Annotated in this window: 23 protein-coding genes; 13 read left to right on the top strand and 10 right to left on the bottom strand. The window is 62.6% G+C overall.

What is annotated here, in order from left to right; genetic code table 11:
• The first annotated feature begins 62 nt into the window (after positions 1-62).
• The 5 genes from I6I12_RS02680 to I6I12_RS02660 all read left to right on the top strand — a co-directional run bounded on the left by I6I12_RS02680 (position 63) and on the right by I6I12_RS02660 (position 4,547).
• Positions 63-1,031: a metal ABC transporter solute-binding protein, Zn/Mn family gene (locus I6I12_RS02680; protein WP_200288650.1), complete on the top strand. Its 969-nt coding sequence runs from the start codon at positions 63-65 to the stop codon at positions 1,029-1,031.
• Complete coding sequence (locus I6I12_RS02675) at positions 1,031-1,732, top strand: metal ABC transporter ATP-binding protein (protein ID WP_023019898.1); 702 nt, start codon at positions 1,031-1,033, stop codon at positions 1,730-1,732. Before I6I12_RS02680 ends, I6I12_RS02675 begins: the two co-directional genes overlap by 1 nt.
• Positions 1,710-2,624, top strand: a complete 915-nt coding sequence (locus tag I6I12_RS02670; protein WP_200288649.1) for a metal ABC transporter permease — start codon at positions 1,710-1,712, stop codon at positions 2,622-2,624. The genes I6I12_RS02675 and I6I12_RS02670 overlap by 23 nt, the downstream gene beginning before the upstream one ends.
• 11 nt (positions 2,625-2,635) lie before the next feature.
• Positions 2,636-3,472 carry a CE1 family esterase gene (locus I6I12_RS02665; RefSeq protein ID WP_200288648.1) on the top strand — a complete coding sequence of 279 codons (837 nt, stop codon included), beginning with the start codon at positions 2,636-2,638 and terminating at the stop codon, positions 3,470-3,472.
• Positions 3,473-3,536: 64 nt separating this feature from the next.
• Positions 3,537-4,547, top strand: a complete 1,011-nt coding sequence (locus I6I12_RS02660; protein ID WP_200288647.1) for an HNH endonuclease signature motif containing protein — start codon at positions 3,537-3,539, stop codon at positions 4,545-4,547.
• Positions 4,548-4,563: 16 nt separating this feature from the next.
• Here the strand turns inward: I6I12_RS02660 and rlmB are convergent, their stop codons facing one another.
• The 5 genes from rlmB to I6I12_RS02635 are packed head-to-tail and all read right to left on the bottom strand — an operon-like array spanning position 4,564 to position 8,748.
• Positions 4,564-5,511 carry a 23S rRNA (guanosine(2251)-2'-O)-methyltransferase RlmB gene (rlmB, locus tag I6I12_RS02655; protein WP_023019902.1) on the bottom strand — a complete coding sequence of 316 codons (948 nt, stop codon included), beginning with the start codon at positions 5,509-5,511 and terminating at the stop codon, positions 4,564-4,566.
• Positions 5,512-5,534: 23 nt separating this feature from the next.
• The gene (gene cysS, locus I6I12_RS02650; RefSeq protein WP_200288646.1) at positions 5,535-6,923 is read right to left on the bottom strand and encodes a cysteine--tRNA ligase; all 1,389 of its coding nucleotides are present in this window, start codon (positions 6,921-6,923) and stop codon (positions 5,535-5,537) included.
• Positions 6,924-6,967: 44 nt separating this feature from the next.
• The gene (gene ispF / locus I6I12_RS02645; protein WP_200288645.1) at positions 6,968-7,450 is read right to left on the bottom strand and encodes a 2-C-methyl-D-erythritol 2,4-cyclodiphosphate synthase; all 483 of its coding nucleotides are present in this window, start codon (positions 7,448-7,450) and stop codon (positions 6,968-6,970) included.
• Entirely contained in the window at positions 7,443-8,192 is a 750-nt protein-coding gene (gene ispD, locus I6I12_RS02640; protein WP_023019905.1) for a 2-C-methyl-D-erythritol 4-phosphate cytidylyltransferase, read from the bottom strand. Before ispD ends, ispF begins: the two co-directional genes overlap by 8 nt.
• Complete coding sequence (locus I6I12_RS02635) at positions 8,164-8,748, bottom strand: CarD family transcriptional regulator (protein ID WP_005325718.1); 585 nt, start codon at positions 8,746-8,748, stop codon at positions 8,164-8,166. The genes ispD and I6I12_RS02635 overlap by 29 nt, the downstream gene beginning before the upstream one ends.
• 191 nt (positions 8,749-8,939) lie before the next feature.
• Between I6I12_RS02635 and I6I12_RS02630 the strand changes: the two genes are divergently transcribed.
• Both I6I12_RS02630 and radA read left to right on the top strand, forming a co-directional pair.
• Positions 8,940-9,527, top strand: coding sequence for a hypothetical protein (locus tag I6I12_RS02630; protein WP_200288644.1), 588 nt, complete (start codon positions 8,940-8,942; stop codon positions 9,525-9,527).
• Positions 9,528-9,600: 73 nt separating this feature from the next.
• Positions 9,601-10,962 (top strand): DNA repair protein RadA, encoded by a 1,362-nt coding sequence (gene radA / locus I6I12_RS02625; RefSeq protein ID WP_200288643.1) that lies wholly within the window; start codon positions 9,601-9,603, stop codon positions 10,960-10,962.
• A gap of 3 nt (positions 10,963-10,965) precedes the next feature.
• On the opposite strand, the gene I6I12_RS02620 is transcribed toward radA, so the two are convergent.
• Together I6I12_RS02620 and I6I12_RS02615 are read right to left on the bottom strand one after the other, a co-directional pair.
• Complete coding sequence (locus tag I6I12_RS02620) at positions 10,966-11,658, bottom strand: hypothetical protein (protein WP_200288642.1); 693 nt, start codon at positions 11,656-11,658, stop codon at positions 10,966-10,968.
• A 63-nt stretch (positions 11,659-11,721) separates the two neighbouring features.
• Positions 11,722-12,336 carry a carbonic anhydrase gene (locus I6I12_RS02615; RefSeq protein WP_023019909.1) on the bottom strand — a complete coding sequence of 205 codons (615 nt, stop codon included), beginning with the start codon at positions 12,334-12,336 and terminating at the stop codon, positions 11,722-11,724.
• Between the two features lie 35 nt (positions 12,337-12,371).
• Here I6I12_RS02615 and I6I12_RS02610 point away from each other — a divergent pair, with 35 nt between their 5' ends.
• On the top strand, positions 12,372-13,232 hold the full coding sequence (locus I6I12_RS02610; protein WP_023019910.1) for an HhH-GPD family protein: 861 nt from the start codon (positions 12,372-12,374) through the stop codon (positions 13,230-13,232).
• Between the two features lie 56 nt (positions 13,233-13,288).
• On the opposite strand, the gene I6I12_RS02605 is transcribed toward I6I12_RS02610, so the two are convergent.
• Positions 13,289-13,459 carry a DUF4236 domain-containing protein gene (locus I6I12_RS02605; protein ID WP_080970400.1) on the bottom strand — a complete coding sequence of 57 codons (171 nt, stop codon included), beginning with the start codon at positions 13,457-13,459 and terminating at the stop codon, positions 13,289-13,291.
• Positions 13,460-13,601: 142 nt separating this feature from the next.
• On the opposite strand from I6I12_RS02605, the gene I6I12_RS02600 reads away from it, so the two are divergent.
• Positions 13,602-14,729, top strand: a complete 1,128-nt coding sequence (locus tag I6I12_RS02600; RefSeq protein WP_232212554.1) for a lipase family protein — start codon at positions 13,602-13,604, stop codon at positions 14,727-14,729.
• A gap of 82 nt (positions 14,730-14,811) precedes the next feature.
• On the opposite strand, the gene I6I12_RS02595 is transcribed toward I6I12_RS02600, so the two are convergent.
• Complete coding sequence (locus tag I6I12_RS02595) at positions 14,812-17,562, bottom strand: ATP-dependent Clp protease ATP-binding subunit (protein WP_200288641.1); 2,751 nt, start codon at positions 17,560-17,562, stop codon at positions 14,812-14,814.
• Between the two features lie 222 nt (positions 17,563-17,784).
• Between I6I12_RS02595 and I6I12_RS02590 the strand changes: the two genes are divergently transcribed.
• Positions 17,785-19,014: a serine/threonine protein kinase gene (locus I6I12_RS02590; RefSeq protein ID WP_200288640.1), complete on the top strand. Its 1,230-nt coding sequence runs from the start codon at positions 17,785-17,787 to the stop codon at positions 19,012-19,014.
• 66 nt (positions 19,015-19,080) lie between these two features.
• On the opposite strand, the gene I6I12_RS02585 is transcribed toward I6I12_RS02590, so the two are convergent.
• Positions 19,081-20,502, bottom strand: a complete 1,422-nt coding sequence (locus I6I12_RS02585; RefSeq protein ID WP_200288639.1) for an MDR family MFS transporter — start codon at positions 20,500-20,502, stop codon at positions 19,081-19,083.
• Between the two features lie 111 nt (positions 20,503-20,613).
• Here I6I12_RS02585 and I6I12_RS02580 point away from each other — a divergent pair, with 111 nt between their 5' ends.
• From I6I12_RS02580 to crtI, 3 genes are read left to right on the top strand one after another with little or no spacing between them, the layout of a single operon-like run.
• Positions 20,614-22,050, top strand: coding sequence for a GuaB1 family IMP dehydrogenase-related protein (locus I6I12_RS02580; protein ID WP_200288638.1), 1,437 nt, complete (start codon positions 20,614-20,616; stop codon positions 22,048-22,050).
• 25 nt (positions 22,051-22,075) lie between these two features.
• Positions 22,076-22,951 (top strand): phytoene/squalene synthase family protein, encoded by an 876-nt coding sequence (locus I6I12_RS02575; protein ID WP_200288637.1) that lies wholly within the window; start codon positions 22,076-22,078, stop codon positions 22,949-22,951.
• A 10-nt stretch (positions 22,952-22,961) separates the two neighbouring features.
• A complete protein-coding gene (gene crtI / locus I6I12_RS02570) occupies positions 22,962-24,491 on the top strand; it encodes a phytoene desaturase family protein (protein WP_200288636.1) in 1,530 nt (509 codons plus the stop codon).
• Position 24,492: the final 1 nt, after the last annotated feature.

Raw genomic sequence — 24,492 nt, 5'->3', positions numbered from 1 at the left:
CGGCCGCGTTTTCAATACATATTCAATTGACAACAATTACCATCAACAGCACACTGGGAGCTATGCATAACTCACTTCGCGCAACCGCCGCCCTCCTCGCGGCCGGCGGCCTCCTCCTCACCGCCACCGCTTGCTCCTCCTCTGACTCTCAAGACTCGGCCGCCGAGCCCGGCGCTCAGAAGAAAATCTCTATCGTCGCTTCCACTTCTATCTGGGCCGATGTTGCCCAAGCCGTGGCCGATACCGCCTCCGGCGTGGACATTGAGGTCAAACCCATCGTGGAGGGCAATGGCGTCGATCCCCACCACTTCGAGCCTTCCGCGGCCGATATCGCCAAGGCCGAAGACGCGGACCTGCTCGTAGTCAACGGCGGCGGCTACGATTCTTGGATTTACCAGGCCGTCTCCGAGCAAGACAACATCATCTCCGCCCTGCCGCTGACCGACCACGGCAAGCTGGCCGATGACCCCAATGTCATGACCATCGACGCCGCCAAGGCCACCGCCAAGAAGGACCCAAAGAAGGTCACCAATATCGAAGGCAACGAGCACATCTGGTACGACCCAGCTGCGCTCGACGAGGTCGCAGGTAATATCGCCGACCAGATCAATGAGCTCAATACCGATGCGCACGCCAGCACCGAGCGCGTGGACTCCCACGTCAACCGGCTGCGCGACAAGCTCAAGGAGCTACCGGGCGATCTCTCCTACGCCCAGACCGAGCCGATTGCGGACTACATCATGAAGTACACCTCCGGCAAGGACGTCACCCCAGAGGGCTACCGCAAGGCCACCATTTCTGAGGGCGAGCCCACCGCGGCCGACCTTGCCGCCTTCACCAAGGCCATCAAGGACCACAAGGTGGACCTTCTCATCTTTAACCCGCAGACCGAAACCGATACCGCCGGCCGTATCAAGTCCGCCGCGGAGGATGCGGATGTCAATATCGTCGAAATCGGCGAGACCCCGCCGGATGGCAAGGAGTTCTGGACCTACTATGACGAGGTCACCGACTCCCTGGGGAAGCTCTAGTGCTCATCCAATTTCATGACGCAGCGGTTGCCCCGCTGTGGTCCAGCCTTAACCTCGCCGTTGACCGCGGCGAGTTTATCGCCGTTTTGGGCCCCAATGGCGTGGGCAAATCCACCCTGCTCGGCACTATCTTGGGCACCCGCAAACTCACGGCCGGCAGCGTCGACGTGGACTGCCGCGTCGGATTCATCCCGCAGCAGCGCATGTTCCCGGCCGACCTGCCCCTGCGCGCCCGCGACTTAGTATCGCTCTCCCTTGCGCACGGCGCTTTCCGACGCCGCCGCCCTCCCCGCCACCGCGTCGACGAGCTCCTCGCCGAGGTAGGTGCCACCGGCCTGCGCGACCGCCGCGTAGGACAGCTATCCGGCGGCCAGCAGCAACTTATCCGCCAGGCCCAAGCGCTGGCCAATGACCCAGAGCTCATCCTTGCCGATGAGCCGCTGCTCTCGCTCGATCCGGCGCGCCAGCAAGACACCGTGGAGAAGCTAGATGCGCTACGCCGCGAGCGCGGCACCTCCATCATCTTTGTCACCCATGGCATCAATCCGGTACTCGGAGTGACCGATAAGGTGCTCTACCTTGCTCCCGGCGGCCATACCTTCGGCGCGGTAGATGAGGTCATGCGCTCCGATGTCCTTTCCGAGCTCTACGGTTCCAAAGTCAACGTCTTAAACGTCGATGGGAGGCTTATCGTTGTCTAGCTTCATAGAAGACACCCAGTACCTGCTGAGCGTTGATTTTGTACAGTCCTCGCTCATCGCCTCCGCGCTGCTGGGCATTCTTTCTGGCGTGATGACCTCGCTCATCGTGCTGCGCCAGATGTCCTTTTCCGTCCACGCGACTTCCGAGCTCGCGCTCATGGGTGCCTCCGCCGCACTACTTTTCGGTCTCAACTTAGGCTTTGGCGCGGTCGCCGGGGCCATCGTGGCCGCCATCATCCTCGCCGTACTGGGCTTTAAGGGCCAGCAAGACAGCGCCATCGGCGTGGTCATGAGCTTTGGCCTAGGACTGTCGGTGCTATTTCTGCACCTCTATCCGGGCAACGCGAATACCGCGATGACGCTGCTGACCGGCCAGATCGTCGGCGTATCCTCGGCCTCGGTATGGCTTTTGGCCGCAACCACCGTGGTTATCCTCGCCGCCGTAGCCATCCTGTGGCGCCCCATGCTCTTCGCTTCGGCCGACCCAGTTATGGCCCAGGCGGCCGGCGTGCCGACCCGCTTCATCTCGGTCGCCTTCGCCGTACTCGTGGGCCTAGCGGCCGCGCAGTCGGTACAAATCGTTGGTTCACTGCTCGTCATGGCGCTGCTTATCACCCCCGGCGCAGCGGCCGTGCAGATTACTTCCTCACCCCTGCGCGCGGTCATGTGGGCCACCATTTTCGCCGAGGTGTCGGCCGTAGGCGGCTTCATCTTATCGCTCGCGCCTGGTCTTCCGGTCTCGGTCTTCGTCACCACCATTTCCTTTGTCATCTATCTGGTGTGCCGGCTCATCGGCTGGCGGCGCAATAAAAGCGCAGTGCGCGACGAGGTCGCCGCTAAACGCTTCCACGCCGACTGCCACACCACGGCCGAGGAGCACCACGCCGACTAAACTGGGCGGCTATGCACGTACACCGCCGCACCGCGGATGTGGATGGCCGCACCCGCCGCTTCCTCATCATCACGCCGGATAATCCCGGCCCGCACCCGGACCTGCTGCTCTTCTTCCACGGCTCGTTGCAATCCGGCAACGTGATGCGCCGCTTTACCAATGGCACCTTCGACGAGCTTGCCGATGCCACCAACACCATCCTCGTCTACCCCGACGGCGTGGATCGCCATTTCAATGATTGCCGCAGCATCCTACCGGTCACCGCCCGCACGGAGAACGTTGATGACATCGCCTTCGCCACGTATCTCGTTGAAGCTATGCAGTGCGAGTTCGGCACCGCGCGCACCTTTGCTTGCGGCTATTCCAATGGCGGTCAGATGGTGCTCCGCCTGCTTTTCGACGCTCCCTTTACCCTCACCCGCGCCTGCATCTTCGCCTCCACCTTGGGCGAGGGCGATAACCACGCGCCCAGCAACCCGGATGGCTACCGGCCCACGCCGCTGCTGTTTTTCCACGGCACCGCGGACCCATATGCGCCTTATGAAGGCGGTGTGGCCGGGCTGGACGCCGAGCGCACCCGCGGCCGCGTGCTCTCCGCTCCTGCCACCGCGGAGTACTTTGCGTTGGCCAATGGCTGCCAGCCACCGCGCGACTACCACCCCGCCCCGGATGTCACCGCCACCGAATACGCCGGCGATTTTCCCGTCGAACTATGGACCATGGAGGGCCTTGGCCACGTGATTCCCTCTAGCATGAGAACCGACCCGCGCATAGGCCCCAATACAGATTCCTTCCGCGCTGTGGATAAGGTCCGCGACTTTTTCGGACTCGGCACCGCGCAGTCCTAGTTATCCACAGCGGCGCGCCTTATCCCTCGCCTCTGGTCGCGTCCCGCACCTAATGTGTGGAGCCATGAACGCGCTGCACACTTTCTTGACAGGCCTAGCCGCCGGCATGGACATCATCGCCGACTGCCACGGCCTAACTCAGCGCGCGCTAATCGAGGCCGGCTGCCCCGACACCACCGCCACCCGCCTGCTCGCCCTCGCCGATACCTACTTCGGCCCGACCGCGTTTAGCCGCCTCCAGCGCGAATCCATCGCCGCCGCTCGCACCAATGGGCACAGCCTTACCGCGCTGCTGGCCATCGAGCGCTACGCCACTCGGCTGAGAAATAAGCGTCAGGCCTGGGCGCTGCGTCGGGAGTTGTGTGGGATGAAGGGGGATGCCTCGGACGTCGAAAAGCGGGGGCGTAAACGCGTGCGCGAGATTAAAGGCCCGCCGCAGCGCACACCCGGTGTCAAGCTCTACCGCCGCGCCGAGGGCCCCTGGACTATGACGATTACCGGCAAATCCGCCGATATTGCGGATATGCATGCCGCGCTGGATAAAGATGCCCCGCTAGATTCGGTGCGCAAGATTTTCCAGGGCAAGACCGCCGCCTCCGGTGCGTCCGTGACCACCAATGTGGTGCTGCGCTTGGACGAGCTCGACCGCGTCGTCGACTGCGCGGGCGATGACGTGACACTGCAGCTCACCAATGGCGCCCGGATGACCGGCGCAGACCTCGTGCGCCGCGCATTTACCGAGCATGGCTATGTCACCCTCATCCATCCCGTTAAAGGCCCGGTGAATCTGTATCGCACGGAGCGGCTCGCCTCACCCAAGCAGCGCACCATGGCGGCCGCGGAAAATCCCACTTGTCCTTGGCCCCAGTGCAATTATCCCGCCGACGAATGCCAAGTCCACCATCTCACCGCCTGGCGCCACGGCGGCGAGACAAACCCCGAAAACCTCACCATCGCCTGCCCGTACCACAACGGCGTCAACGACGATGACCCCAACGGCCCGCCAGTTCGCGGCCGCCTGGCCCGGGTGAATGGCACCATTAGGTGGCTGCCGCCCTGGGCAGAAGGCGGCTAGAAACTCTCGCTAGAGACTACTGGGCCGCGCGGCGCTGGCGTGCGAATTCGGAAAGCACAGAACCGGCCGCGACGGAAGCATTGAGGGACTCGACCCAATCCGTCATAGGGATGGACATGATGACGTCGCAGTTTTCCCGCACGAGGCGAGAAATCCCCTTGCCCTCGGAACCGATGACGATGACCACGGGGTCCGTCGCGCCGTTATATGTATCCAGCGTGTGCTCGCCGCCGGCATCTAGGCCGACGACCTGGTAGCCGCTCTTTTGGAATTGCTGTACGGTGCGGGTGATATTCGTCGCGCGGGCGACCGGCAGGCGCGCCGCCGTGCCGGCCGAGGTACGCCACGCCACGGCAGTCACGGATGCGGAGCGGCGCTCTGGGATGATGACGCCGTCGCCACCAAAAGCTGCCACAGAGCGAATCACCGCGCCGAGGTTGCGCGGGTCGGTGATGTTATCCAAGATGACGAACATGCCCGGACGGGCACTTTCGGCCGCACGGGAGATGAGCTCATCGACATCGGCGTATTTATACGGCGGGATCTGCAGCCCGATGCCCTGGTGCATGCCGTTGCCGGTCATGCGGTCCATCTCGTGGCGCTGCACCTCGATGATGGGGATATTGCGGGTATTGCACATGGCCACGGCCTCAGACAGGCGCTTATCGTTGCGGGTACCGGCCACGATATAGAGCGTGGTGGCCGGAACCTTGGCATGCAGACACTCGATGACCGGGTTGCGGCCCACGACCATCTCGGCGGTCTCCTTCTGGTGACGGCCGGAGTTGCGGCGGTCGCGCTCCAGCTTGGCCTTGTGCTTGGCGTGGTAAATGCGGTCCTCTGCCTTGGGTGTCGGGCCCTTGCCGGCCAAGCCCTTGCGGCGCTGGCCGCCGGAGCCCTTGGTTGCGCCCTTCTTATTGGTCTTGCGGATTCCCGCGCCACCGCGGCCGTGGGTACGTGCCATAGTTTATTGTCCTTTCGGAGTGCTTAACGCTGCGCCAGCGACCAGGTCGGGCCGTCTGGGGTATCGGTGATGGTGATGCCGGCGGCCGCGAGGCGGTCACGGACGGCGTCGGCAGTAGCGAAGTCCTTGTCCGCACGCGCCTGGGTGCGCCGCTCCAGTTCAGCCTGCACCAGCGCATCCAACGCGGCATCCGCCCCGCTAGCTTGCGCTCCATCTTCCCACTCCAGCGGGTCAAAGCCAAGTACGTGTGCCATCGCCCGTACCTGGCCGGCCAGCGTGCGCGCCCCGGCCTCATCGCCGGCGGCAAGGGCCTTATTGCCGGCGCGAACGGTGGTGTGGATTTCCGCCAGCGTCTTGGGCACCGCGATATCATCATTCATCGCGTCTTCAAAGCCCTGCGTCCACTCGCCCAGCTCCAGGTCATCGAAGTGAGCGAGGAAGTCCTCGATGCGGCGGTAGCCTGCGGCGGCCTCGGTCAGCGCGGCCTCGGAATACTCCAGCACGGAGCGGTAATGCGCCGAGCCCAGGTAGTAGCGCAGCTCCACCGGACGCACCAGCTCGAGCATATTCGGAATAGAGAGCACGTTGCCCAGCGATTTCGACATCTTCTCGCCCGACATCGTCACCCAGTGGTTGTGCATCCAGTAGTTGGCAAACTTATCGCCGGCCGCGTGCGACTGAGCAATCTCGTTCTCGTGGTGCGGGAACTGCAGGTCCAGCCCGCCGCAGTGGATATCGAAATTGGAGCCCAGGTAATAGGTAGACATGGCCGAGCACTCCAGGTGCCAGCCGGGTCGGCCGTCACCCCAGGGGGTGGGCCAGCTGGGCTCGCCCGGTTTCGCGGCCTTCCACAGAGCAAAGTCTTGGGCGCCGCGCTTGGCCGAATCTTCGCCCTCACCCTGTTCCATTTCTTCTACCTTGTTGCCGGACAGCGAACCATAATCCGAGCCTTCGGCCTTGGTCCATGCGGCAACGTCAAAGTAGACGGAGCCTTCGGCGGGGTAGGCAAAGCCGGCGTCGATAAGCCGCTGCATATAGTCGACCATCTGGGTGACAAAGCCGGTCGCGCGCGGCTCTACCGAAGGCGGAAGCACGCCCAGGGTGTTATAGGCCTTGGTGAACTCGCGCTCATACGTGGATACCCACTCCCACCAGGGGCGATTATTCTCGGCCGCCTTGGTGAGAATTTTGTCATCGATATCGGTGACGTTGCGCACCAAGGCTACGTCATAGCCTTGGGCGAGCAGCCAGCGGCGCAGGATGTCGAAAGCGACGCCGGAGCGCAGGTGCCCGATGTGCGGCTGGGCCTGCGGGGTGGCGCCGCACAGGTAAATCGAGGCATGGCCGGGGCGAATCGGCTCGAAATCGCGTTGGCTGCGGGTGGCTGTGTCATAAATGCGCAAAGTACTCACGCCACTTAGTCTAATTGACGCGTGCGCGGGGTTAGTGCGGTGGGCTAGGCGCGCCAGACGACGGCCGTAGCAACCGCCGCACGCCCCTCCTTACGGCCGGTGAACCCCAGGTGGTCCGTCGTGGTAGCAGATACGGACACGGGGGCACCAAGGATTTCGCTCAGTACGGCCTCGGCCTCTTCGCGGCGCGGACCCATCTTGGGGGTCTGGCCGATGAGCTGGGCGGCGGCGTTGCCGATGATAAAGCCCTCAGATTCGAGGAGCTGGCGGCATTCGCGCAGCAACTTCGCGCCGGAAACGCCATCGTATTCGGGGCGGCCGACGCCCACGAAGGAGCCGAGGTCACCGAGGTGGGAGGCGGATAAAAGGGCGTCGACAAGCGCGTGCGCTACAACATCCCCATCGGAGTGGCCCTCGCACCCGTCAACGCTTTCGAAGAGCAGGCCGGCGATCCAGCAATCCTTGCCGGCCTCGATTTGGTGGGCGTCGGTGGCAATTCCAACGCGCGGGATAATCGGATTAGTCATGGGTCTCCTCGGTCAGGGCGTGGGCCAGGGTGAGATCGATGGGCGTGGTGATCTTGAAAGCCAGGGTATCGCCCGGCACGGTTGCCACGCGCTCGCCGTGCCATTCCATGAGGCTGGCGTCATCCGTGGCGGTAAATTCGGGCTGCTGGGCCCAATAATCGAGGTTGGCCTGGCGCAGCGCGGACAGGCGGAAGGCCTGCGGGGTTTGCACTGCGCGCAGGCGGGAGCGATCGGGGGTGCTCAACACGGCCTCATCCGCGACTTCCTTGATGGTATCGGCCACCGGAACCACCGGCACGGCCGCGGGAGCGCCTTCCAGCACCCGCTTGGCGACGCCCCGCACCATCGCCGGCGGCGTCAACGCACGGGCCGCATCGTGGATGAGCACCACGGCATCCTCGTCCGGGATTGCTTGCAGGCCGGCCCACACGGAATCGGCGCGCTCGCTGCCACCGTGAACGAGGCGAATCGGGGCGGCGCTTGCAGCGTCAGTAGCACCAACGGCGTCGATGCGGCCGATAATACGCGCGGCCTCAGCCTCCATGTCCGGGCTGACCAGGACGATAATTTCATCGACTACCCCGGAGGCCAGCAATGCTCGCACGGAGCGTTCCAAGAGGGTGCGGCCGCGCAGCTCGACATAAGCTTTGGGCACCTCGGCGCCGAGGCGAGTTCCCTGGCCTGCGGCCGCGATGAGCGCGATGACGCGCGGTTTAGTCTTCGTCGTCGAAGGAGAGGTCATCGAGATCGATGTCGTTGTCGATATCAGTGGTGATGGACTTATCATCTACCAATCCGGCGGCGCGGTGGCGCTCGATGGTGGCATCGATTTCTTCCATCATGGTGTCGGCCTTCTTCTCATCGACCGGCTTGGCCAGTGCGAGCTCACCTACCAGGATGGTGCGGGCCTTGCCAAGCATGCGCTTCTCGCCGGCCGAAAGGCCGCGATCCTGGTCGCGGCGCCACAGGTCACGCACGACCTCGGCGACCTTATTAATATCGCCGGAAGCCAGGCGCTCCTGGTTAGCCTTATAACGGCGGGACCAGTTGCCGGCCTCTTCGACGTCCTCGTCACGCAGCACGGAAAAGACCTTTTCTAGGCCTTCCTTGCCCACGACGTCGCGCACGCCGACGTTATCGGCGTTCTTGATGGGCACGCGGACGACCAGGTCGGACTGGTTGATGTGCAGCACCAGGTATTCGAGCGTCTCGCCACCCATTTCGCGGGTCTCGATATCCTCGATGACGGCCGCACCGTGGTGCGGGTAGACGACGACCTCGCCGACCTTATACTCCATTGCCACTCCTTGTGTTCCCGATTTATCCCGGTTGACTAAGGCTGCTATTTTATCACGCACGGCCGCCCCGACTGCGGATACCCCCGTATACCCCCACGGTCTACCCGCCCGATTTGGGACAACTGTGTACTTTATCGCGAAAGGGACTAGGCTAAAGCGTTGACAAGCCCTGTGATCGCAATTGATGGAGGATGCTCAACGTGCAGTCCCTGAAGTCCGCCGCCCGCCGCGGTGCCATTATTTCCGTTACCGCCGTCTCCGCTCTGGCGTTGGCTTCTTGCTCGGCGGGTCATGTCACCCAGACCGCTGAAAAAGTGGCTGCGGTCGATGGCGCTTCTGCAAGCACGGAAGATAATAAGGCTGCAGTTCGCGATGTCACCATCCTGGTAGAGCCGGACGGCACTGCTGCACTGAAGTTCAGCGCCATTAACCAGGGCTACGACACCGATGTCATTTCCTTGGAGTCCGTGAAGGTCGATGGCCAGCGCGTTGAGATGAAGCAGCCACAGCCGCTGCACCGTGATGAGTCCATCATCGCTGATTCTCAGAAGAACCTGGAAGCTAACCCCCAGCAGGATTCCGAAACCGTCCAGTACATCGCCACCAAGTTGAAGAATGATGACTTCGGCTACGCCGGTGACCGCCCGGTTACCTTCGAGTTCTCCAATGGCTCCATCGACGTAAACGCCACCATCGCTGCCACCCAGATGCAGTCCGGCGAGTTCGACCGCGACGTCGAGTCCTCCGAGGGCTACTCCTCCGAGGCTCCGGAGAACTAAGCCATACCACTTTCCTGCCCCGCTCCCAGCCCGCTTCGGGCTGGGAGCGTCTGTGTGTTTTAGGCTAGAAGCCATGGCCAAGAAAACCCGCCCCATCCATACCTGTTCCGAATGCGGCTACGTCTCGCCCAAATGGCTCGGGCGATGCCCGGACTGCGGTGCGTGGGGCACGCTGGAGGAAAAGGCACCGGTGGTGGCGGTGCCAGGGGCGTCGGCAAGCAAGGGCGTAGCCCCGTCGAGTCCGGCACAGCCGATTACCAAGATTGGGGCGCAGGCAACAAAGACGGTGCGCACCGGTATCGGCGAGTTGGATCGCGTGCTGGGAAGCGGCATCGTGCCGGGCTCGGTGGTGCTTATGGCCGGCGAGCCCGGCGTGGGCAAATCCACGCTACTGCTGGAAGTAGCCTCGCGGTGGGCACAGCTCGGCCGCACCGTGCTCTACGCGACGGCCGAGGAATCCGCCGGCCAGGTCCGCTCCCGCGCCGAGCGCACCGGCGCCTTGCAGGAAACTTTGTATTTGGCGGCCGAGTCCAACTTGGATGGGGTCTTCGGGCACGTCGATAAGCTGCAGCCTAGCCTCATTATCGTCGATTCGGTACAGACCATGCACGCTGTGGGCGTGGAAGGTGTATCGGGCGGCGTGGCGCAATCACGCGCGGTGACGGCCGCGCTGACCTCGCTGGCGAAGTCCACCGGCATACCGGTGCTGCTGGTCGGCCACGTCACGAAGGACGGCAACGTGGCCGGGCCACGCGTGCTGGAGCACCTTGTCGACGTCGTCTTAAACTTCGAGGGTGACCGCCAATCCAGCCTGCGCATGCTGCGCGGCATCAAAAATCGCTTTGGCGCCACCGACGAGGTGGGCTGCTTCGAGCAGACCTCCGGCGGAATTCGGGAGGTAGCGGATCCCTCCGGGCTCTTCCTCTCGCACCGCGGTGCTACGCCGGATGGCTCGGCCGTGACGGTCGCGATGGACGGGGTGCGGCCGATTCTGGCGGAGGTGCAGGCGCTGACGGTGGACCCGGTGGCGAAAAACCCGCGGCGGGTGGTTACCGGGTTAGATTCCAACCGCGTGCCGATGGTGCTCGCGGTGCTCCAGGCCCGCGCCGGCCAGCGCACCAATGATAAAGATGCCTACGTCGCCACGGTCGGCGGCATGCGCATTACGGAAACCGCGACGGATTTGGCGGTGGCGTTGGCGACGTGGTCCTCGTTGCACGAGCAACCGCTGCCGGCCAAGATGGTTGTCATTGGCGAGGTGGGCCTGGCCGGCGAGTTGCGTCCAGTGCCCAATGTGGAGCGGCGCTTAATGGAGGCCGCGCGGCTGGGTTATAAGAACGCGATTGTCCCACGCGGGGAAATCGAGCCAGTAAACGGCATTCGCGTCCACCAAGCTGGGACGCTAGGGCAGGCCATCGCTGCGGTGGCGGGCTAGCGCCTAGCGCAGCGTGAAGTCCTGCGGCGGGGAGGAGTTATCGCCGATGATGGTGTGGGCGAAGTAGGCGCCTGGTTCAGCCGTTGGGCGATTGGTGCATTCGCCCGGCTTGGAGGCTTGGCGGGACCATTCGGCCTCGAATTTTACGTCCTTGCCGGCCGGGAAAGTCTGCGAGCCGGTCTGCACGGAAGCATAGCAATCCGTATCGGACCACACGCGCTCGTTATCGGCCATCTTGTAGACCTCGAAGCGCAGCAGGTTCTTGTCTAGGTCGATTTTGCAGTCTGCGGCCGTGGGGTTGGTGACTGTCATGAAGAACTTCGGCAGTTCGCCCTCCGGCACGGAGTAATTCAACATGGAGGTGCGCACCTGGAGGTCTGCCAGGTCGCAGGTCTTTTTTGCGGCTTCGGAGCTCGCGGCCGCGGAGCTGGACGGCTCGCTTTCGGCAGACACGCTTTCCGACGCCCCCTCGGCCGACGCCTCCGCGGAGGTCGCGGAGGTTTCTGGGGCGGCAGAAGATGCGGTCTGCTCCGGCGTAGGCGCGGGTGCGGCGGTATCGGCCGGCTCATCGCTGCTGCCCCCGAAGGCAGCCACAGCCGCCCAGATCAGCACCACGACCAGCACGAGTACGATAATGAGCGCCGCTACTCGTCGGCGCTTGTAAATCTCTTCTGGTAGGGGCTTTTTCTGCGTCACGCTGTCAATTTTAAGCGGTGGGCACGGGCCGGTGCGCTAAGCCCGCGCCGCGTGTCAGGCGGGCTAGTCCACTCCGAAGGTCTGCAGGGTTTCCACGCTGGAATCTTCCAGCAGGTAGCGCGCGCCGATAACGCCCAGGGCACCCTCGTCGAGCAGTCGGCGGACGTTGGGCACGCTGGCAACCAGCTGGGCGACGGTCTGGCGGGTGTGCTCCCGCTCGACGTCGTCAGTCGTGGCATGTGGGCCCGCCACCAGTGCGGAGGCGGCAACCTTCTCGATGATGGGACGCTGCAGGCCGGTGGGCAGCTCGCCGCCGGACACAAAACCGGTAGCCGCGCCCACCGCGCCGCAAGATTGATGGCCGAGGACTACCAGCAGGTTGGGTTTGAGGGCGGCAAGGGCGTAGTCGAGGGAGGCTAGAACGGCGTCGTCAAGAATGTGGCCGGCAGTGCGGATGACAAAGGCATCGCCGAAGCCGATATTGAAGACGTGCTCGATAGGGGCGCGGGAGTCGGAACAGGAAATAACCACCACGCGAGGGTCCTGGCCGTGAGTTAGGCCCTCGCGGTTATAAATCTCGCGCACGTCGACGGTCTCGCCGTCCAATACGCGCTGATTTCCCGCCTTGAGGGCCTCCCATACGGCCTGCGGTTCGTGGGCAATATTACGTAAAGGCATAGGCCATATTCTAATGCCCTAGACTATCTCCCACGATGGATTCGCAAGCTCTTCTTTCCTGGTTCGATGCCAATGAACGAGACCTGCCCTGGCGCCGGCCTGGCACAAGCGCGTGGGGTGTGCTGCTCAGTGAGGTCATGAGCCAGCAGACCCCAGTCGCGCGCGTGGCTCCGGTGTGGGAGGACTGGATGCGGCGCTGGCCCACCCCGGCAGATTTTGCCCAGGCTACTCGAGCGGAGGTCTTGCGCGCCTGGGGCAAGCTGGGCTACCCGCGGCGCGCGCTGCGCCTGTGGGAATGTGCCGCGGCCATCGGCGAAGGCGAGGTACCGGCGGACGTCGATGAATTGCTGCGCCTGCCTGGCATTGGGGATTACACCGCGCGCGCCGTGGCCTGTTTTCATTTCAGGCTAAACGTACCGGTGGTCGATACCAATGTGCGGCGGGTGTATACCCGCGCAGAAGAGGGCCGGTTCCTTGCGCCGCAGCCATCGAAGCGGGAGCTGGCGGCCGTGGCAGAGCTTTTGCCGGCCGAGAATGGGCCGCGCTTTTCGGCCGCACTCATGGAGTTAGGCGCGCTGGTGTGCACGGCGAAGAATCCCGCCTGCGAGCAGTGCCCACTGCGCACTAGTTGCGCGTGGCAGCTGGCTGGTCGACCGCAGCCGAGTGCGGAGGAGCAGGCGCGGGCGAAAAAGCGGGTGCAGAAGTTTGTAGGCACAGACCGGCAGGTGCGAGGCAAGATTTTGGATGTGCTGCGCGCAGCGAACGGGCCGGTTCCGCAGTCCGAAATTGATGTGGTCTGGCCCGATGCGGCGCAGCGCTCCCGGGCGTTGGCTTCGCTGCTTGCCGACGGCCTCGCCGAGCAAAACGACGCTGGCCTGTTCCACCTCCCTATTTAGGGGGTTAATAATGGCCAGCTATAATCGCAGGTCGCGATCCAGGGCGTGTGATCTGGTTAACGCCAGCGACCGCGGAAATTGAATCCGCCCGGCAGGTTCACCCACATGCCGCCGCGGGAATTAAAGGTGACCGGCCCTACCTTGGTAGACATCGACGCGCCGGATCCAGAGACGTTGATCCAGCTATTCTTGCCGGTCTTTTTTCTTGAACGATACTGAAGTCCCATAAGCATTTATTTTAGCAATTCCACTTCCACCGTTCCTACTGCGCAGTAGGTTTTGGTCATGGAAAAGATTTGTATGAGACTCCTCACAGTTTGTTCACTAATCCTCGGGTCGCTCTTTCTGCCGCCAGCTGCCAACGCGGCGGTGACTTCAGCTCACCCGGCGCCGCACCTGGCAGAATCGGCGGGCCAGGCGCAGGTGTTTACATATGACACCACCACCGATGCCGGCAAGCCGGTGCAAGCCTCGGCTACCTTGTACGAGCCCACTGCACCGTGGCGTGGCAAGGGCGAGCGCCCGACCATCGTCTTCGGACCAAGCACGCGTGGGCAGGGCGACCAATGCGCGCCGTCGCGCGCGGGCATGCAGCTGGGGTCGGTGGGCCTGAGCAAAGTGGGCTCTCCCACCATTAATGCCAGCTACGAGTACTCATTTTATATGATGGCCCTGCGCCACGGGGCACGCGTTATCGTTGCCGACCTTATTGGGTTGGGCATGCCAGGACACCACACGTATGTAAACCACATTGAAGAAGCACACGCGCTTCTCGACGCCGCCCGCTCCGGCCTAGAACTCGCGCACGCCCCGAAGGACGCCCCTATTGGCTTTGCGGGCTATTCGCAGGGCGGCGGCGCCTCGCTCTCCGCAGCCGAGTATGCCGAACGCTACGCTCCTGACCTCAACGTAGCCGGCACATACGCTGGCGCGCCGCCAACGGACCTGCCGGAGACTATGCGCAGCATTGACGGTTCAGCTATCGCCCACGTGCTGGGCTATGCCATTAATGGCTTTTCTGAGCGTAGCCCAGAATTCCGCGATGCAGTGTTGGCGGAACTCAACCCACGAGGCATTGACTTCTTACGTTCCGCGGCCACCAGCTGCACGGGCGATTCTGTTCTCATGTGGGGCTTTACAAATACCCGAATGCTTACCCGCACCGGGGAATCCTTGTCCGAGATTGTGGAACGCAAACCTGTCGTTAAGGAAACTTTAGAGCGCCAAAACCTGGGCAAAGCGGTGCCAAATGCACCGGTAATGATGGCTAGCTCACCTAGTGATGATTTAATCTCTCATGACCAGGTACGCAGGACTGCTGGAGCGTACTGCTCTATGGGCGGAACCATCGATTTCGTAGCCGCACCCGGCACCGCAACGATTCCACGCACTGGAATCGACCACGCCGTGCCCTTGTACCTAGAGATGCCGGTCGGGTTGCAGTATCTCTTTGACCGCTTTGAGGGCAAACCGGCACCCACTAACTGCACAGCATAAATAGATTCCTGGGCGCAAATAAAGCCGCCCAGTTCTCGCAGGGAAAGCGAGGGCTGGGCGGCTTTAAGGCGCTATAGCGCCACTACATCGGCTGGCCGGCGCCTGCTGGCGGCGGGTTATGGCCATCGTCATCGGAGTCGGCGTCGGACTCTAGGTCGGTACCAGTGGCGGTGGAACCGCCGTCGCCTGGGACATCTGGGGTGATGGTGTCAGGCTCACTGGAGTCGGTGGACTCGGTGTCGTTGTCGCGCACCTCGGTATCGTCCAGCTGAGGCTCCTCAGTCTCTTCCGGCAGAGGCTTCGGGCGCGGGCTGAAGGTGAACGTCGCGCGCGTATTGTCCTTAGACTCGCCGTCCCAACCCTCGACGTCAACGGTGATGATTTCACCGGCACCGATTTCGCCGAAGAGGATCTTTTCGGAGAGCTGATCCTCGATCTCGCGCTGGATGGTGCGACGCAGCGGACGAGCACCCAAGACCGGGTCGAAGCCACGCTTGGCCAGGAGGTTCTTGGCCTTGTCCGTAAGCTCGATGCCCATATCGCGCTCCTCCAGCTGCTTGGCCACGCGGCCGATGAGCAGCTCGACCATTTCCACAATCTGCTCCTGAGTGAGCTGGTGGAAGACAACGATGTCATCGATACGGTTCAAGAACTCCGGGCGGAAGTGCTTCTTCAGCTCGTCGTTGACCTTCTGCTTCATCCGATCGTACTGAGCATCCGCATCATTTTCGGAAGAGCCAGTAAAGCCCAAGCCCACCGGCTTCGAGATGTCCTGGGTACCCAAGTTCGACGTGAAGATGAGAACGGTGTTCTTGAAGTCAACAACGCGACCCTGGCCGTCGGTAAGCCGGCCATCCTCTAGCACCTGCAACAAGGTGTTGTAGATCTCCTTGTGGGCCTTCTCAATCTCATCAAAAAGCACGACGGAGAATGGCTTGCGGCGAACCTTCTCGGTCAGCTGGCCGCCCTCTTCGTAGCCAACGTATCCCGGAGGAGCACCGAAGAGACGAGAAGCGGTGAAGCGGTCGTGGAACTCGCCCATATCGATCTGGATGAGGTCATCATCCGAACCGAAGAGGAAGTTAGCCAGGGACTTCGACAGCTCGGTCTTACCCACACCGGACGGGCCAGCGAAGATGAAGGAGCCGGATGGACGGCGCGGGTCCTTGAGGCCTGCACGGGTACGGCGGATGGCGCGGGAGACGGACTTGACCGCCTCGTCCTGGCCAATGATGCGCTTGTGCAGCTCTTCTTCCATGTTGAGCAGACGGTTGGATTCCTTCTCCGTCAGCTTCAGGACAGGGATGCCGGTCCAGTGCGCCAGCACCTCTGCGATCTGGTCCTCGCCAACCTCGGCGATTTCCTCGAGGTCACCGGAACGCCACTGCTTTTCCTTCTCAGCGCGCTCCTCGCCCAGCTTGCGCTCCTTATCGCGCAGGCCAGCTGCCTTTTCGAAGTCTTGGGCATCGATGGCCGCTTCCTTTTCTTTGCGGACCTCCGCGATGCGGTCATCGACCTCGCGTAGGCCCTTTGGCGCGGTCATGCGCTTGATGCGCATACGCGCACCAGCCTCATCGAGAAGGTCGACGGCCTTATCCGGCAAGAAGCGGTCATTGATGTAGCGATCCGAGAGGGAAGCTGCAGCGTGCAGCGCCTCATCGGTATAAGACACGCGGTGGTGAGCCTCGTACTTATCGCGCAGGCCCTTCAGAATCAAGAAGGTGTCATCCAGGGAAGGCTCGTCTACCTTAACCGGCTGGAAACGACGCTCGAGGGCGGCGTCCTTTTCGATGTGTTTGCGGTACTCATCCAAGGTGGTAGCACCGATGGTCTGCAGCTCGCCACGGGCCAGCTTTGGCTTGAGCAAGGAAGCTGCATCGATAGCACCTTCAGCAGCACCAGCACCGACCAAGGTGTGGATCTCATCGATAAACAAGATGATATCGCCGCGCTGGTTAATCTCCTTGAGGACCTTCTTCAGGCGTTCCTCGAAGTCACCGCGGTAACGAGAGCCGGCCACCAGGGAGCCTAGGTCAAGCGAGTAGAGCTGCTTGTCCTTGAGGGTTTCCGGGACCTTGCCGTTGACGATGTCGAGCGCCAAGCCCTCGACCACGGCGGTCTTACCAACGCCCGGCTCACCGATGAGGACCGGATTATTCTTTGTGCGGCGAGAGAGCACTTGCATGATGCGCTCTACCTCGGACTCGCGGCCAACGACAGGATCAAGCTTGCCGTCCTTGGCAGCCTGGGTGAGGTTGCGGCCGAATTGATCAAGCACCAGGGAATTGGAACGCTCACCGGAACCACCGGAGCCGCCACGAGCGCCGGCGCCAGCACCTGCACCGACTGGACCGGAGCCTTGACCATTGGAGGAGCCGCCCTCCTGCTGTCCACCTTCGTAGCCGGACAGCAACTGGATAACCTGCTGGCGCACGCGTGGCAGGTCGGCGCCGAGCTTGGTCAGCACCTGCGCGGCGACGCCATCGCCCTCGCGAATGAGACCCAGCAGCAAGAACTCAGTACCGATGTACTTGTGTCCCATCTGCAGGCCCTCACGCAGGGAGAGCTCAAGAACCTTCTTGGCACGTGGAGTAAAGGGGATGTGGCCGGTGTGTGGCTGGCTACCCTGGCCGATGATTTCCTCGACCTCACGGCGGACATCCTCCAGGGAAATACCCATGGATTCCAGTGCCTTGGCAGCGACGCCTTCGCCTTCATGGATAAGGCCGAGCAAGATGTGCTCGGTGCCGATGTAATTGTGGTTAAGCATGCGTGCTTCTTCCTGCGCCAAAACGATGACGCGGCGAGCACGATCGGTAAACCTCTCGAACATGATTCCCCTATACTTTCGCTTCTAATGTGTCACCCACTCTAACGCGGCAATCCGCCGATCATTTCCGGTTTTACTCCCAGATGCCCGCAATACCGCAATAATTCCCCATCTTCGCAGCTCACACGGGTGTACGCCGGTAGCGAACAGGGGCACGGGCATGTAATCTGGAATCGTTTTATTGTTCCCCGTCCCTCTTCCGCACTGTTTAAGGAAATCTCCACCGTGCCGCAACTTCCTGAGTTCTTCGCCACCCAACACAACCTGCACGAATTGGCAGTAGTGGATGAAGCTCCTTCCTCCACGCTCTTCGCCGTGGAAGACGGGGCCACGCATCAGCCGTTGAGCGTGGAGATTTTCGCCCCAGGAATCACCGGCATGGTGGAAAAGTCCACCGCGTTACATGGATTGCATCACCCGGCTATCGCACCGCTGGTAGGCACGGGCACTACCGCAGACGGGCAAGAGTTTATTGTACGCGAGGGGTTTGTCGGCACCCAGCTTTCGCAAATACCCAATAATCTCAGCCGCACGGACGCGGCGGAGATCTTTGGCCCCCTGGCCGGTGCGGTGGACTTTTTGATCTCTCGCAAGCAGGCAGACTTTGCGGTCCATGGGCTGAGGGAGGCCCGGGTGGGCGTCGACAAGCAACGGCAGATTTCGGTACTGGCCGCGGCCGGCCCGTCTCCCGAGGAGCACGGCGAAGCGGTAGAGGCATTCGAGCAACTCGTCGCGCGCAAGTGCCCGGACTATAAGGCCACCGGCACGGCGGATAGCGCCAAGGATGTGGTGGCGCATCTGCGCCCGCAGGGAGAGTTCGATACCGCGCAGATCCCGCGCGTGCAAGCCCCCGAACCGCGCCCCCAGCAGCAATTCGCCCCGCCGCAGCCACAGCCACAGCCGCAGCCGCAGCAGCAGGCGATGGCCCAGCCCATGGGGCAGCAACCCATGGGGCAACAGCCCATGGCGCCAGCGCCGCAGAAGAAGGGCAAGGGCGGTCTCATTGCGTTGATTAGCGTGTTGGCGGTGGCCGCGATTGCTGCCGCGGCGGCGCTGTGGTTCTTCTTGTCCTACCCCAGCTGGAATGACAAAGAACAAAACCTGGCGGATGCGTACCCGAACCTGGTGAGCTCCCGTAGTGGCCAGGAGGGCTTCGATGGGGCAAAGTGTTCCTCGCGTGAGCCGGAGTCTGGCCAAGAGGCCAAGATTTCCTGCGTGGGCGATGGGTTTAGCTATATCGTGACCTACTACCCCAGCATAGAAGAGCGCGATGCCATGCTTCCCGACGCCGAGCCGGTGGAGCTTTCCAATGACCAGTGCACCATCCAAAGCTATGAGACCACCGCGGATGTTCCTACTTACGTCATGGCCGTTGAAGGCACCCAATCCGCGTTCCTCGTGTGGGGCGATAAGGCTGAAAACGAGCGGCTGAACCTGCCGCTGTGCGCCTCTTAAATCGCACTCTCAGAGTTTCCGGCCCGCCGCGCATAGCGTGTGCGGGCCTTATGCCTGTCCTAGTGGCTACTCCGTCGACGGCACGCGCTTGAGGAAGGGGGCCAGCACAATAACCACCAGCGAGAGCACGCCTGCAAAAAGGAATGCCCAGTGCGCACCGTGAGCGGTGGCAGCAGCATCATTCATGCCTTGTGCCAGGCCAGCCTTGGTGCCACGGCTAAGGAACGTCATCAAAAAGGCAGTGCCGGCCGCGCCCGCCAGCTGCTGCAAAGTATTAAGGATGGCGGAGCCGTGTGAGTAGAGCTCATCCGGCAGGGAGGCCAGGGACGTCGTCATCAGTGGCGTCATCATGAGCGCAATGCCGAGGGCGAATAGGACGTGCATAGCAATGACCATCCACACAGCGCTGTCCTCAGTGAGCAGGGTCATCAGCCACGTACCCGCGGCAAGGAGAAGGGCACCTGGAATCATCAGCGGACGGGGCCCGTGGACATCATAGAGGCGGCCTACCATCGGGGAGATGCCGCCTTGCAGCAAGCCGCCGGGCATGACGACGAGCCCGGTGACCAGGGAACTTACCGCCAAAGAGGTCTGCAGGTAGATGGGCAGGACATTGACCACGCCAAGCAATAGCCCGAACATCAAAAGCATGCCGAGTACCGCCACGGTGAAGTTCGGAACCTTAAATGGTCGCATATCCAGCAGGGCGCGATTGTCTTTAGCCAGGCGCACTTGCCGGAGGGTAAAAAGCGCCAAGGCCACAAGTCCTATGGCGAGGACGAGGATGTCTATGAGGCCTTCGCCCTCCAGAATATTTTCTAGGGACGATACGGCATATACCACCCCGCCAAAGGCAAGGACGGACAAAATAACTGAGGGGAAATCCAGCGGGGTATCGCGTTTATCGCCCACGTTGACTAGGCGGAGGTAGCCGGCGACGCCGATGAGGCCGAGCAGCGGAACCATGGTCCAGAAGATGACGTGCCAGGTGAACATGCTAAGAACCAGACCACCCACCGTAGGTCCGAGCGCTGGGGCCACGGAAATGACCACGGAGATAATGCCCATAACGCTGCCGCGACGCTGCGGCGGGACGAGGGTCATCGCCACCGTCATCAAGGTGGGGATCATCAACGCAGTACCCGCCGCTTGGAAAACGCGCCCCACCAGCAAGATGCCGAAGGCCGGGGCGAGTGCCGCAAGGACCGTACCGGCAAGGAATACGCCCGCAGAGGCGAGAAAGATCTGGCGGGTAGTGAATTTATCCATGAGAAAGCCGGTGGTCGGGATGACCACGCCCATGGTGAGCAGGAAACCGGTAAGCAACCACTGGGCGGAGGTAGCCGGGATGTCAAAGTCCGCCATGATGGCAGGCAATGCCACCGAAAGGGCGGTCTCGTTCAGGATCATCACCATCGCACCAAGGACGAGGATGGTGAGGTTGATTTTTACCTCTGCGGAAATGTGCGGATCTGGTTTCTGAGACACCCAGATAGGATACTGAGGCCGCCGATATGGGGAAAGTCGGGGAGTATAATTTTAATGTCTTCCTCCGCGCGGTCAGACCGCGCCACCCGAATATATAGAGAGGCCATCCCAGTGCGTTTTCTCCAGGATTCCCGCCCGCCGTACGAATTGACCTATTCCGATGTGTTCATGGTGCCCAGCCACTCCGAGGTGGGCTCGCGCCAGTCGGTGGATCTCACCACTGAGGACGGCACTGGCAATACCATCCCGCTCATCGTGGCCAATATGACCGCCGTGGCCGGTCGCCGCATGGCCGAGACCATCGCGCGCCGCGGCGGGCTCGCTATCCTGCCACAGGACCTATCCCTGGATGCGGCCGCAGAGACCATCGCCTCCGTGAAAGCGGCTGACTTGGTCTATGACACCCCCATTATCGTGAAGCCGCACCATACCGTGGGCTATACCAGCAACCTTTTGCACAAGCGCGCTCATGGCGCGGCCATCGTGGTCGACGGGGACATGCCCATCGGCATTATCACACCGAAGGATCTGCGCGGGCAGGATAATTTCACCGCCGTCGGCCAATTGATGACCACGGATCTGGTAACGCTGCCGGTGGGCATTGACCCACAGGAGGCCTTCACCAAGCTGCGCAAAACCTCGCGGAAGTTGGCACCGGTGGTCAACCCGGATGGCACCCTGGCCGGAATCCTCACCAGGAAGGGGGCGGTGAGGGCGAAGATGTATAAGCCGGGCGTCGACAAGCAGGGCCGGTTACACATTGGTGCGGCCGTGGGCATCAACGGCGATGTGGAAGGCCGCGCCCGTGCCCTAGCGCAGGCGGGAGCCGACGTCCTAGTCATTGATACCGCACACGGGCACCAAGACAGCATGCTCAGCGCGCTGCGCAAGGTAAAAGCGCTGGACTTGGGGCTTCCCATTGCTGCCGGCAATATCGTCACAGCGGAGGGCGTGCGCGAACTGGTGGCCGCCGGCGCGGACATCATCAAGGTCGGCGTGGGCCCAGGCGCGATGTGCACCACCCGCATGCAAACGGGTGTGGGCCGCCCGCAATTCTCGGCCGTCCTGGAGTGCGCTGCGGCAGCCCGCGAGGTTGGCGCCCACGTCTGGGCCGATGGCGGCGTGCGCGACCCGCGCGATGTCGCTCTTGCTCTGGCCGCCGGTGCCTCCAATGTCATGATCGGCTCCTGGTTCGCCGGAACCTTTGAATCCCCAGGTGACCTGCACAAGGACGCCGATGGCGCCTTCTACAAGGAATCCTTTGGCATGGCTTCGCGCCGGGCAGTGCGCGGCCGCAACTCCGATACGGAGGCCTTCGAGCGCGCCCGCCGCGAGATGTTTGAAGAGGGGATTTCTACCTCTCGTATCTACCTCGACCCCGAGCACGGCGGCGTGGAGCATCTAGTGGACCGAATCATTTCTGGCGTCCGTTCCTCGTGCACTTACGCCGGCGCCAATTCCTTGGCTAGCTTCCACGAACGCGCCACTGTGGGCGTGCAGTCCGCCGCCGGGTTCGCGGAGGGGCAGCCGCGCGCCACGAACCGTTAATAGGCTGCATGCTACGTTGACAGATATGCTAACTCGCTATGACCAAGCGGCCTCCCGCGCGGCCGCACAGGTTATGGGGCGCTACTCCACCAGCTTCTCGCTGGCCACGCGGCTCTTGCGCGGGCGGGTGCGCGCCGATATCCGCCACTTATACGCGGTGGTGCGCATTGCCGATGAGCTTGTCGACGGCGCCGCTGCCCAAGCCCACACCGACCCCGCCGCCGCATTGGATGCCTACGAGAAAACCATCCTGGCCGCACCGCAGCAGCGACTGCACACGGATCTCGTGGTCCACGCTTATGCCTTGACCGCGCGTCGCTGTGGCTTCCCCCGCGAGTACCTTGCTGCCTTCTTTCACTCCATGCGCGCGGATCTTAAACAACGCGAGTATTCTTCGGCCGAGCTGCAAGACTATATCTACGGCTCGGCGGAAGTCATTGGGCTTTTGTGCCTACAGATTTTCCTAGCCGAGGAAAGCGTTTCACCCGCCGACCGCACTGCCATGGAACGCGGCGCCCGCGCGCTAGGTTCGGCATTCCAGAAGATAAACTTCCTGCGTGATTTGGGCGAGGATAGCTCTACTTTGGGGCGCACCTATTTTCAGCAGGCCCCATCCGGCCGGATTGATGAGGCCACCAAGTCCGCGCTCATTGCGGAGATCCGCCAGGAGCTTGCTACCGCCGCGCTCACCATCGACTTGCTACCTGCCTCCGCACGGGTTGGTGTGAGCGCGGCGGCGGATATCTTTGCCGAGCTGACCAATCGCCTCGCCGCAACCCCTGCTACGGACCTCACCACCACGCGCGTATCCGTGCCCAACCACACCAAGGCTTGGTTAGCGGCCCGCGCAGTGCGCCGCCGCGGCCACAGCAAGCACGTCCCACACCCAGCCGAAGATTAAGGAGAATGTCATGCACGCCGTCGTCATCGGAGCCGGCATCGCTGGACTCGCCACCGCCGCCTTGCTCGGCCGCGAAGGATACGAGGTCACCGTGGTGGACTCGCTGGATGAGGTGGGAGGCCGCGCCGGCAGCTTTGCAGAAGACGGCTTTCGCTGGGATACGGGCCCGTCCTGGTATCTCATGCCCGAGGCTTTCGATCATTTCTTTGCGCTGTGCGGCACCTCTACCGAGGCGGAGCTAGATCTGGTGGACCTCTCCCCCGCCTACCGTGTTTTTCATGGGGATGCGCCCGTAGACGTGCACTCCGGTATCGAGGAAGTCACCGCGCTGTTCGAGTCCTTGGAACCCGGCGCGGGAGACAAGGTCCGGCAGTACTTGGCGCAGGCCAGCGATACCTATGACATGGCACTCGAGCACTTCCTCTACACCACCTTCTCCGCGCCGCTCAATTTGGTGCACCGCGATATTCGCGCCCGGCTTTCTCGCCTCGTGGCGCTGCTTGCGGCAAACCTGCAGCAGCACGTGGGCCGCAACTTCGCTGATGCCCGCCTGCGCCAGATTCTGAGTTATCCGGCGGTCTTTTTATCCTCCGAGCCGGCCGCCGCCCCGGCCCTGTATTCCCTGATGAGCCACACCGATCTGGTGGAGGGGGTACGCTACCCACAAGGTGGTTTCGCCGCCGTGGTCCAGGCCATCTACCGGCAAGCGAAGAAGTTTGGCGCCACCTTCCGTTTGGGCGAGGAGGTTACCTCCATCAAGGTATCTAATCGGCAGGTAACGGGCGTGCGCACGAACAAGGGCGCCATCCACGCCGATATCGTGGTCTCCGCAGCGGACTTGCACCACACCGAGACCCAGCTTTTGCCGCCGCAGCTGCGCACCTACCCGGAGCGTTACTGGGGCCGGCGCAATCCGGGCCTGGGTACCGTGCTCATCTTGGCCGGGGTGAAGGGCAAGCTGCCCGAGCTGGCACACCATACGTTGCTCTTTAGCAAGGACTGGGATCCGGATTTCCGCGCCGTCTATTCCGGCCCAGAGCCCTCCCGGCCGTTGGGGGCCTCCGAGTCCATCTACGTGTCCAAGACCTCCGCCACCGACCCAAGTGTCGCCCCCGAGGGCCACGAAAATCTCTTCATTCTGGTGCCGGTGCCGGCCGCGGAGGCGCCCGGGTTTGGCAATGCCTATCACGCTGAGGAGTCCGAGCGCGTTGCTGCGATTGCCGACGCCGCCCTCAACCGCATCGCGGCCACGGCCGGAGTGCCGGATTTGCGAGAGAGGGTCGTCGTCAAGCGCACGCTCGGCCCGGCCGATTTTGCCGAGCGCTACCATGCCTGGTCGGCCGGCTCCATCGGACCGGCACACACGCTGCGACAGTCGGCGTTTTTGCGCGGACGCAATGCCTCACGCAAGGTAAACGGCCTCTACTATGCGGGGGCTACCACCGTGCCGGGCGTCGGTGTGCCAATGTGCCTGATTTCGGCCGAGAACATCATTAAGCGCCTGCGGGGCGATAAATCCGCCGGCCCACTCGTGCGCTAAA

The organism is Corynebacterium kefirresidentii (assembly GCF_016599755.1).
GTDB lineage: Bacteria > Actinomycetota > Actinomycetes > Mycobacteriales > Mycobacteriaceae > Corynebacterium > Corynebacterium kefirresidentii.
This window is presented reverse-complemented; position numbering and strand designations above follow the sequence as displayed.

Excerpts from the sequence above, each read along its gene's own strand:
- I6I12_RS02680 (WP_200288650.1), top strand. The coding sequence starts at position 63 with ATGCATAACTCACTTCGCGCAACCGCCGCCCTCCTCGCGGCCGGCGGC.
- I6I12_RS02670 (WP_200288649.1), top strand. The coding sequence starts at position 1,710 with ATGGGAGGCTTATCGTTGTCTAGCTTCATAGAAGACACCCAGTACCTG.
- I6I12_RS02665 (WP_200288648.1), top strand. The coding sequence starts at position 2,636 with ATGCACGTACACCGCCGCACCGCGGATGTGGATGGCCGCACCCGCCGC.
- I6I12_RS02660 (WP_200288647.1), top strand. The coding sequence starts at position 3,537 with ATGAACGCGCTGCACACTTTCTTGACAGGCCTAGCCGCCGGCATGGAC.
- rlmB (WP_023019902.1), bottom strand. The coding sequence starts at position 5,511 with ATGGCACGTACCCACGGCCGCGGTGGCGCGGGAATCCGCAAGACCAAT.
- ispF (WP_200288645.1), bottom strand. The coding sequence starts at position 7,450 with ATGACTAATCCGATTATCCCGCGCGTTGGAATTGCCACCGACGCCCAC.
- ispD (WP_023019905.1), bottom strand. The coding sequence starts at position 8,192 with ATGACCTCTCCTTCGACGACGAAGACTAAACCGCGCGTCATCGCGCTC.
- I6I12_RS02635 (WP_005325718.1), bottom strand. The coding sequence starts at position 8,748 with ATGGAGTATAAGGTCGGCGAGGTCGTCGTCTACCCGCACCACGGTGCG.
- I6I12_RS02630 (WP_200288644.1), top strand. The coding sequence starts at position 8,940 with ATGCTCAACGTGCAGTCCCTGAAGTCCGCCGCCCGCCGCGGTGCCATT.
- radA (WP_200288643.1), top strand. The coding sequence starts at position 9,601 with ATGGCCAAGAAAACCCGCCCCATCCATACCTGTTCCGAATGCGGCTAC.
- I6I12_RS02615 (WP_023019909.1), bottom strand. The coding sequence starts at position 12,336 with ATGCCTTTACGTAATATTGCCCACGAACCGCAGGCCGTATGGGAGGCC.
- I6I12_RS02610 (WP_023019910.1), top strand. The coding sequence starts at position 12,372 with ATGGATTCGCAAGCTCTTCTTTCCTGGTTCGATGCCAATGAACGAGAC.
- I6I12_RS02605 (WP_080970400.1), bottom strand. The coding sequence starts at position 13,459 with ATGGGACTTCAGTATCGTTCAAGAAAAAAGACCGGCAAGAATAGCTGG.
- I6I12_RS02595 (WP_200288641.1), bottom strand. The coding sequence starts at position 17,562 with ATGTTCGAGAGGTTTACCGATCGTGCTCGCCGCGTCATCGTTTTGGCG.
- I6I12_RS02575 (WP_200288637.1), top strand. The coding sequence starts at position 22,076 with ATGCTAACTCGCTATGACCAAGCGGCCTCCCGCGCGGCCGCACAGGTT.
- crtI (WP_200288636.1), top strand. The coding sequence starts at position 22,962 with ATGCACGCCGTCGTCATCGGAGCCGGCATCGCTGGACTCGCCACCGCC.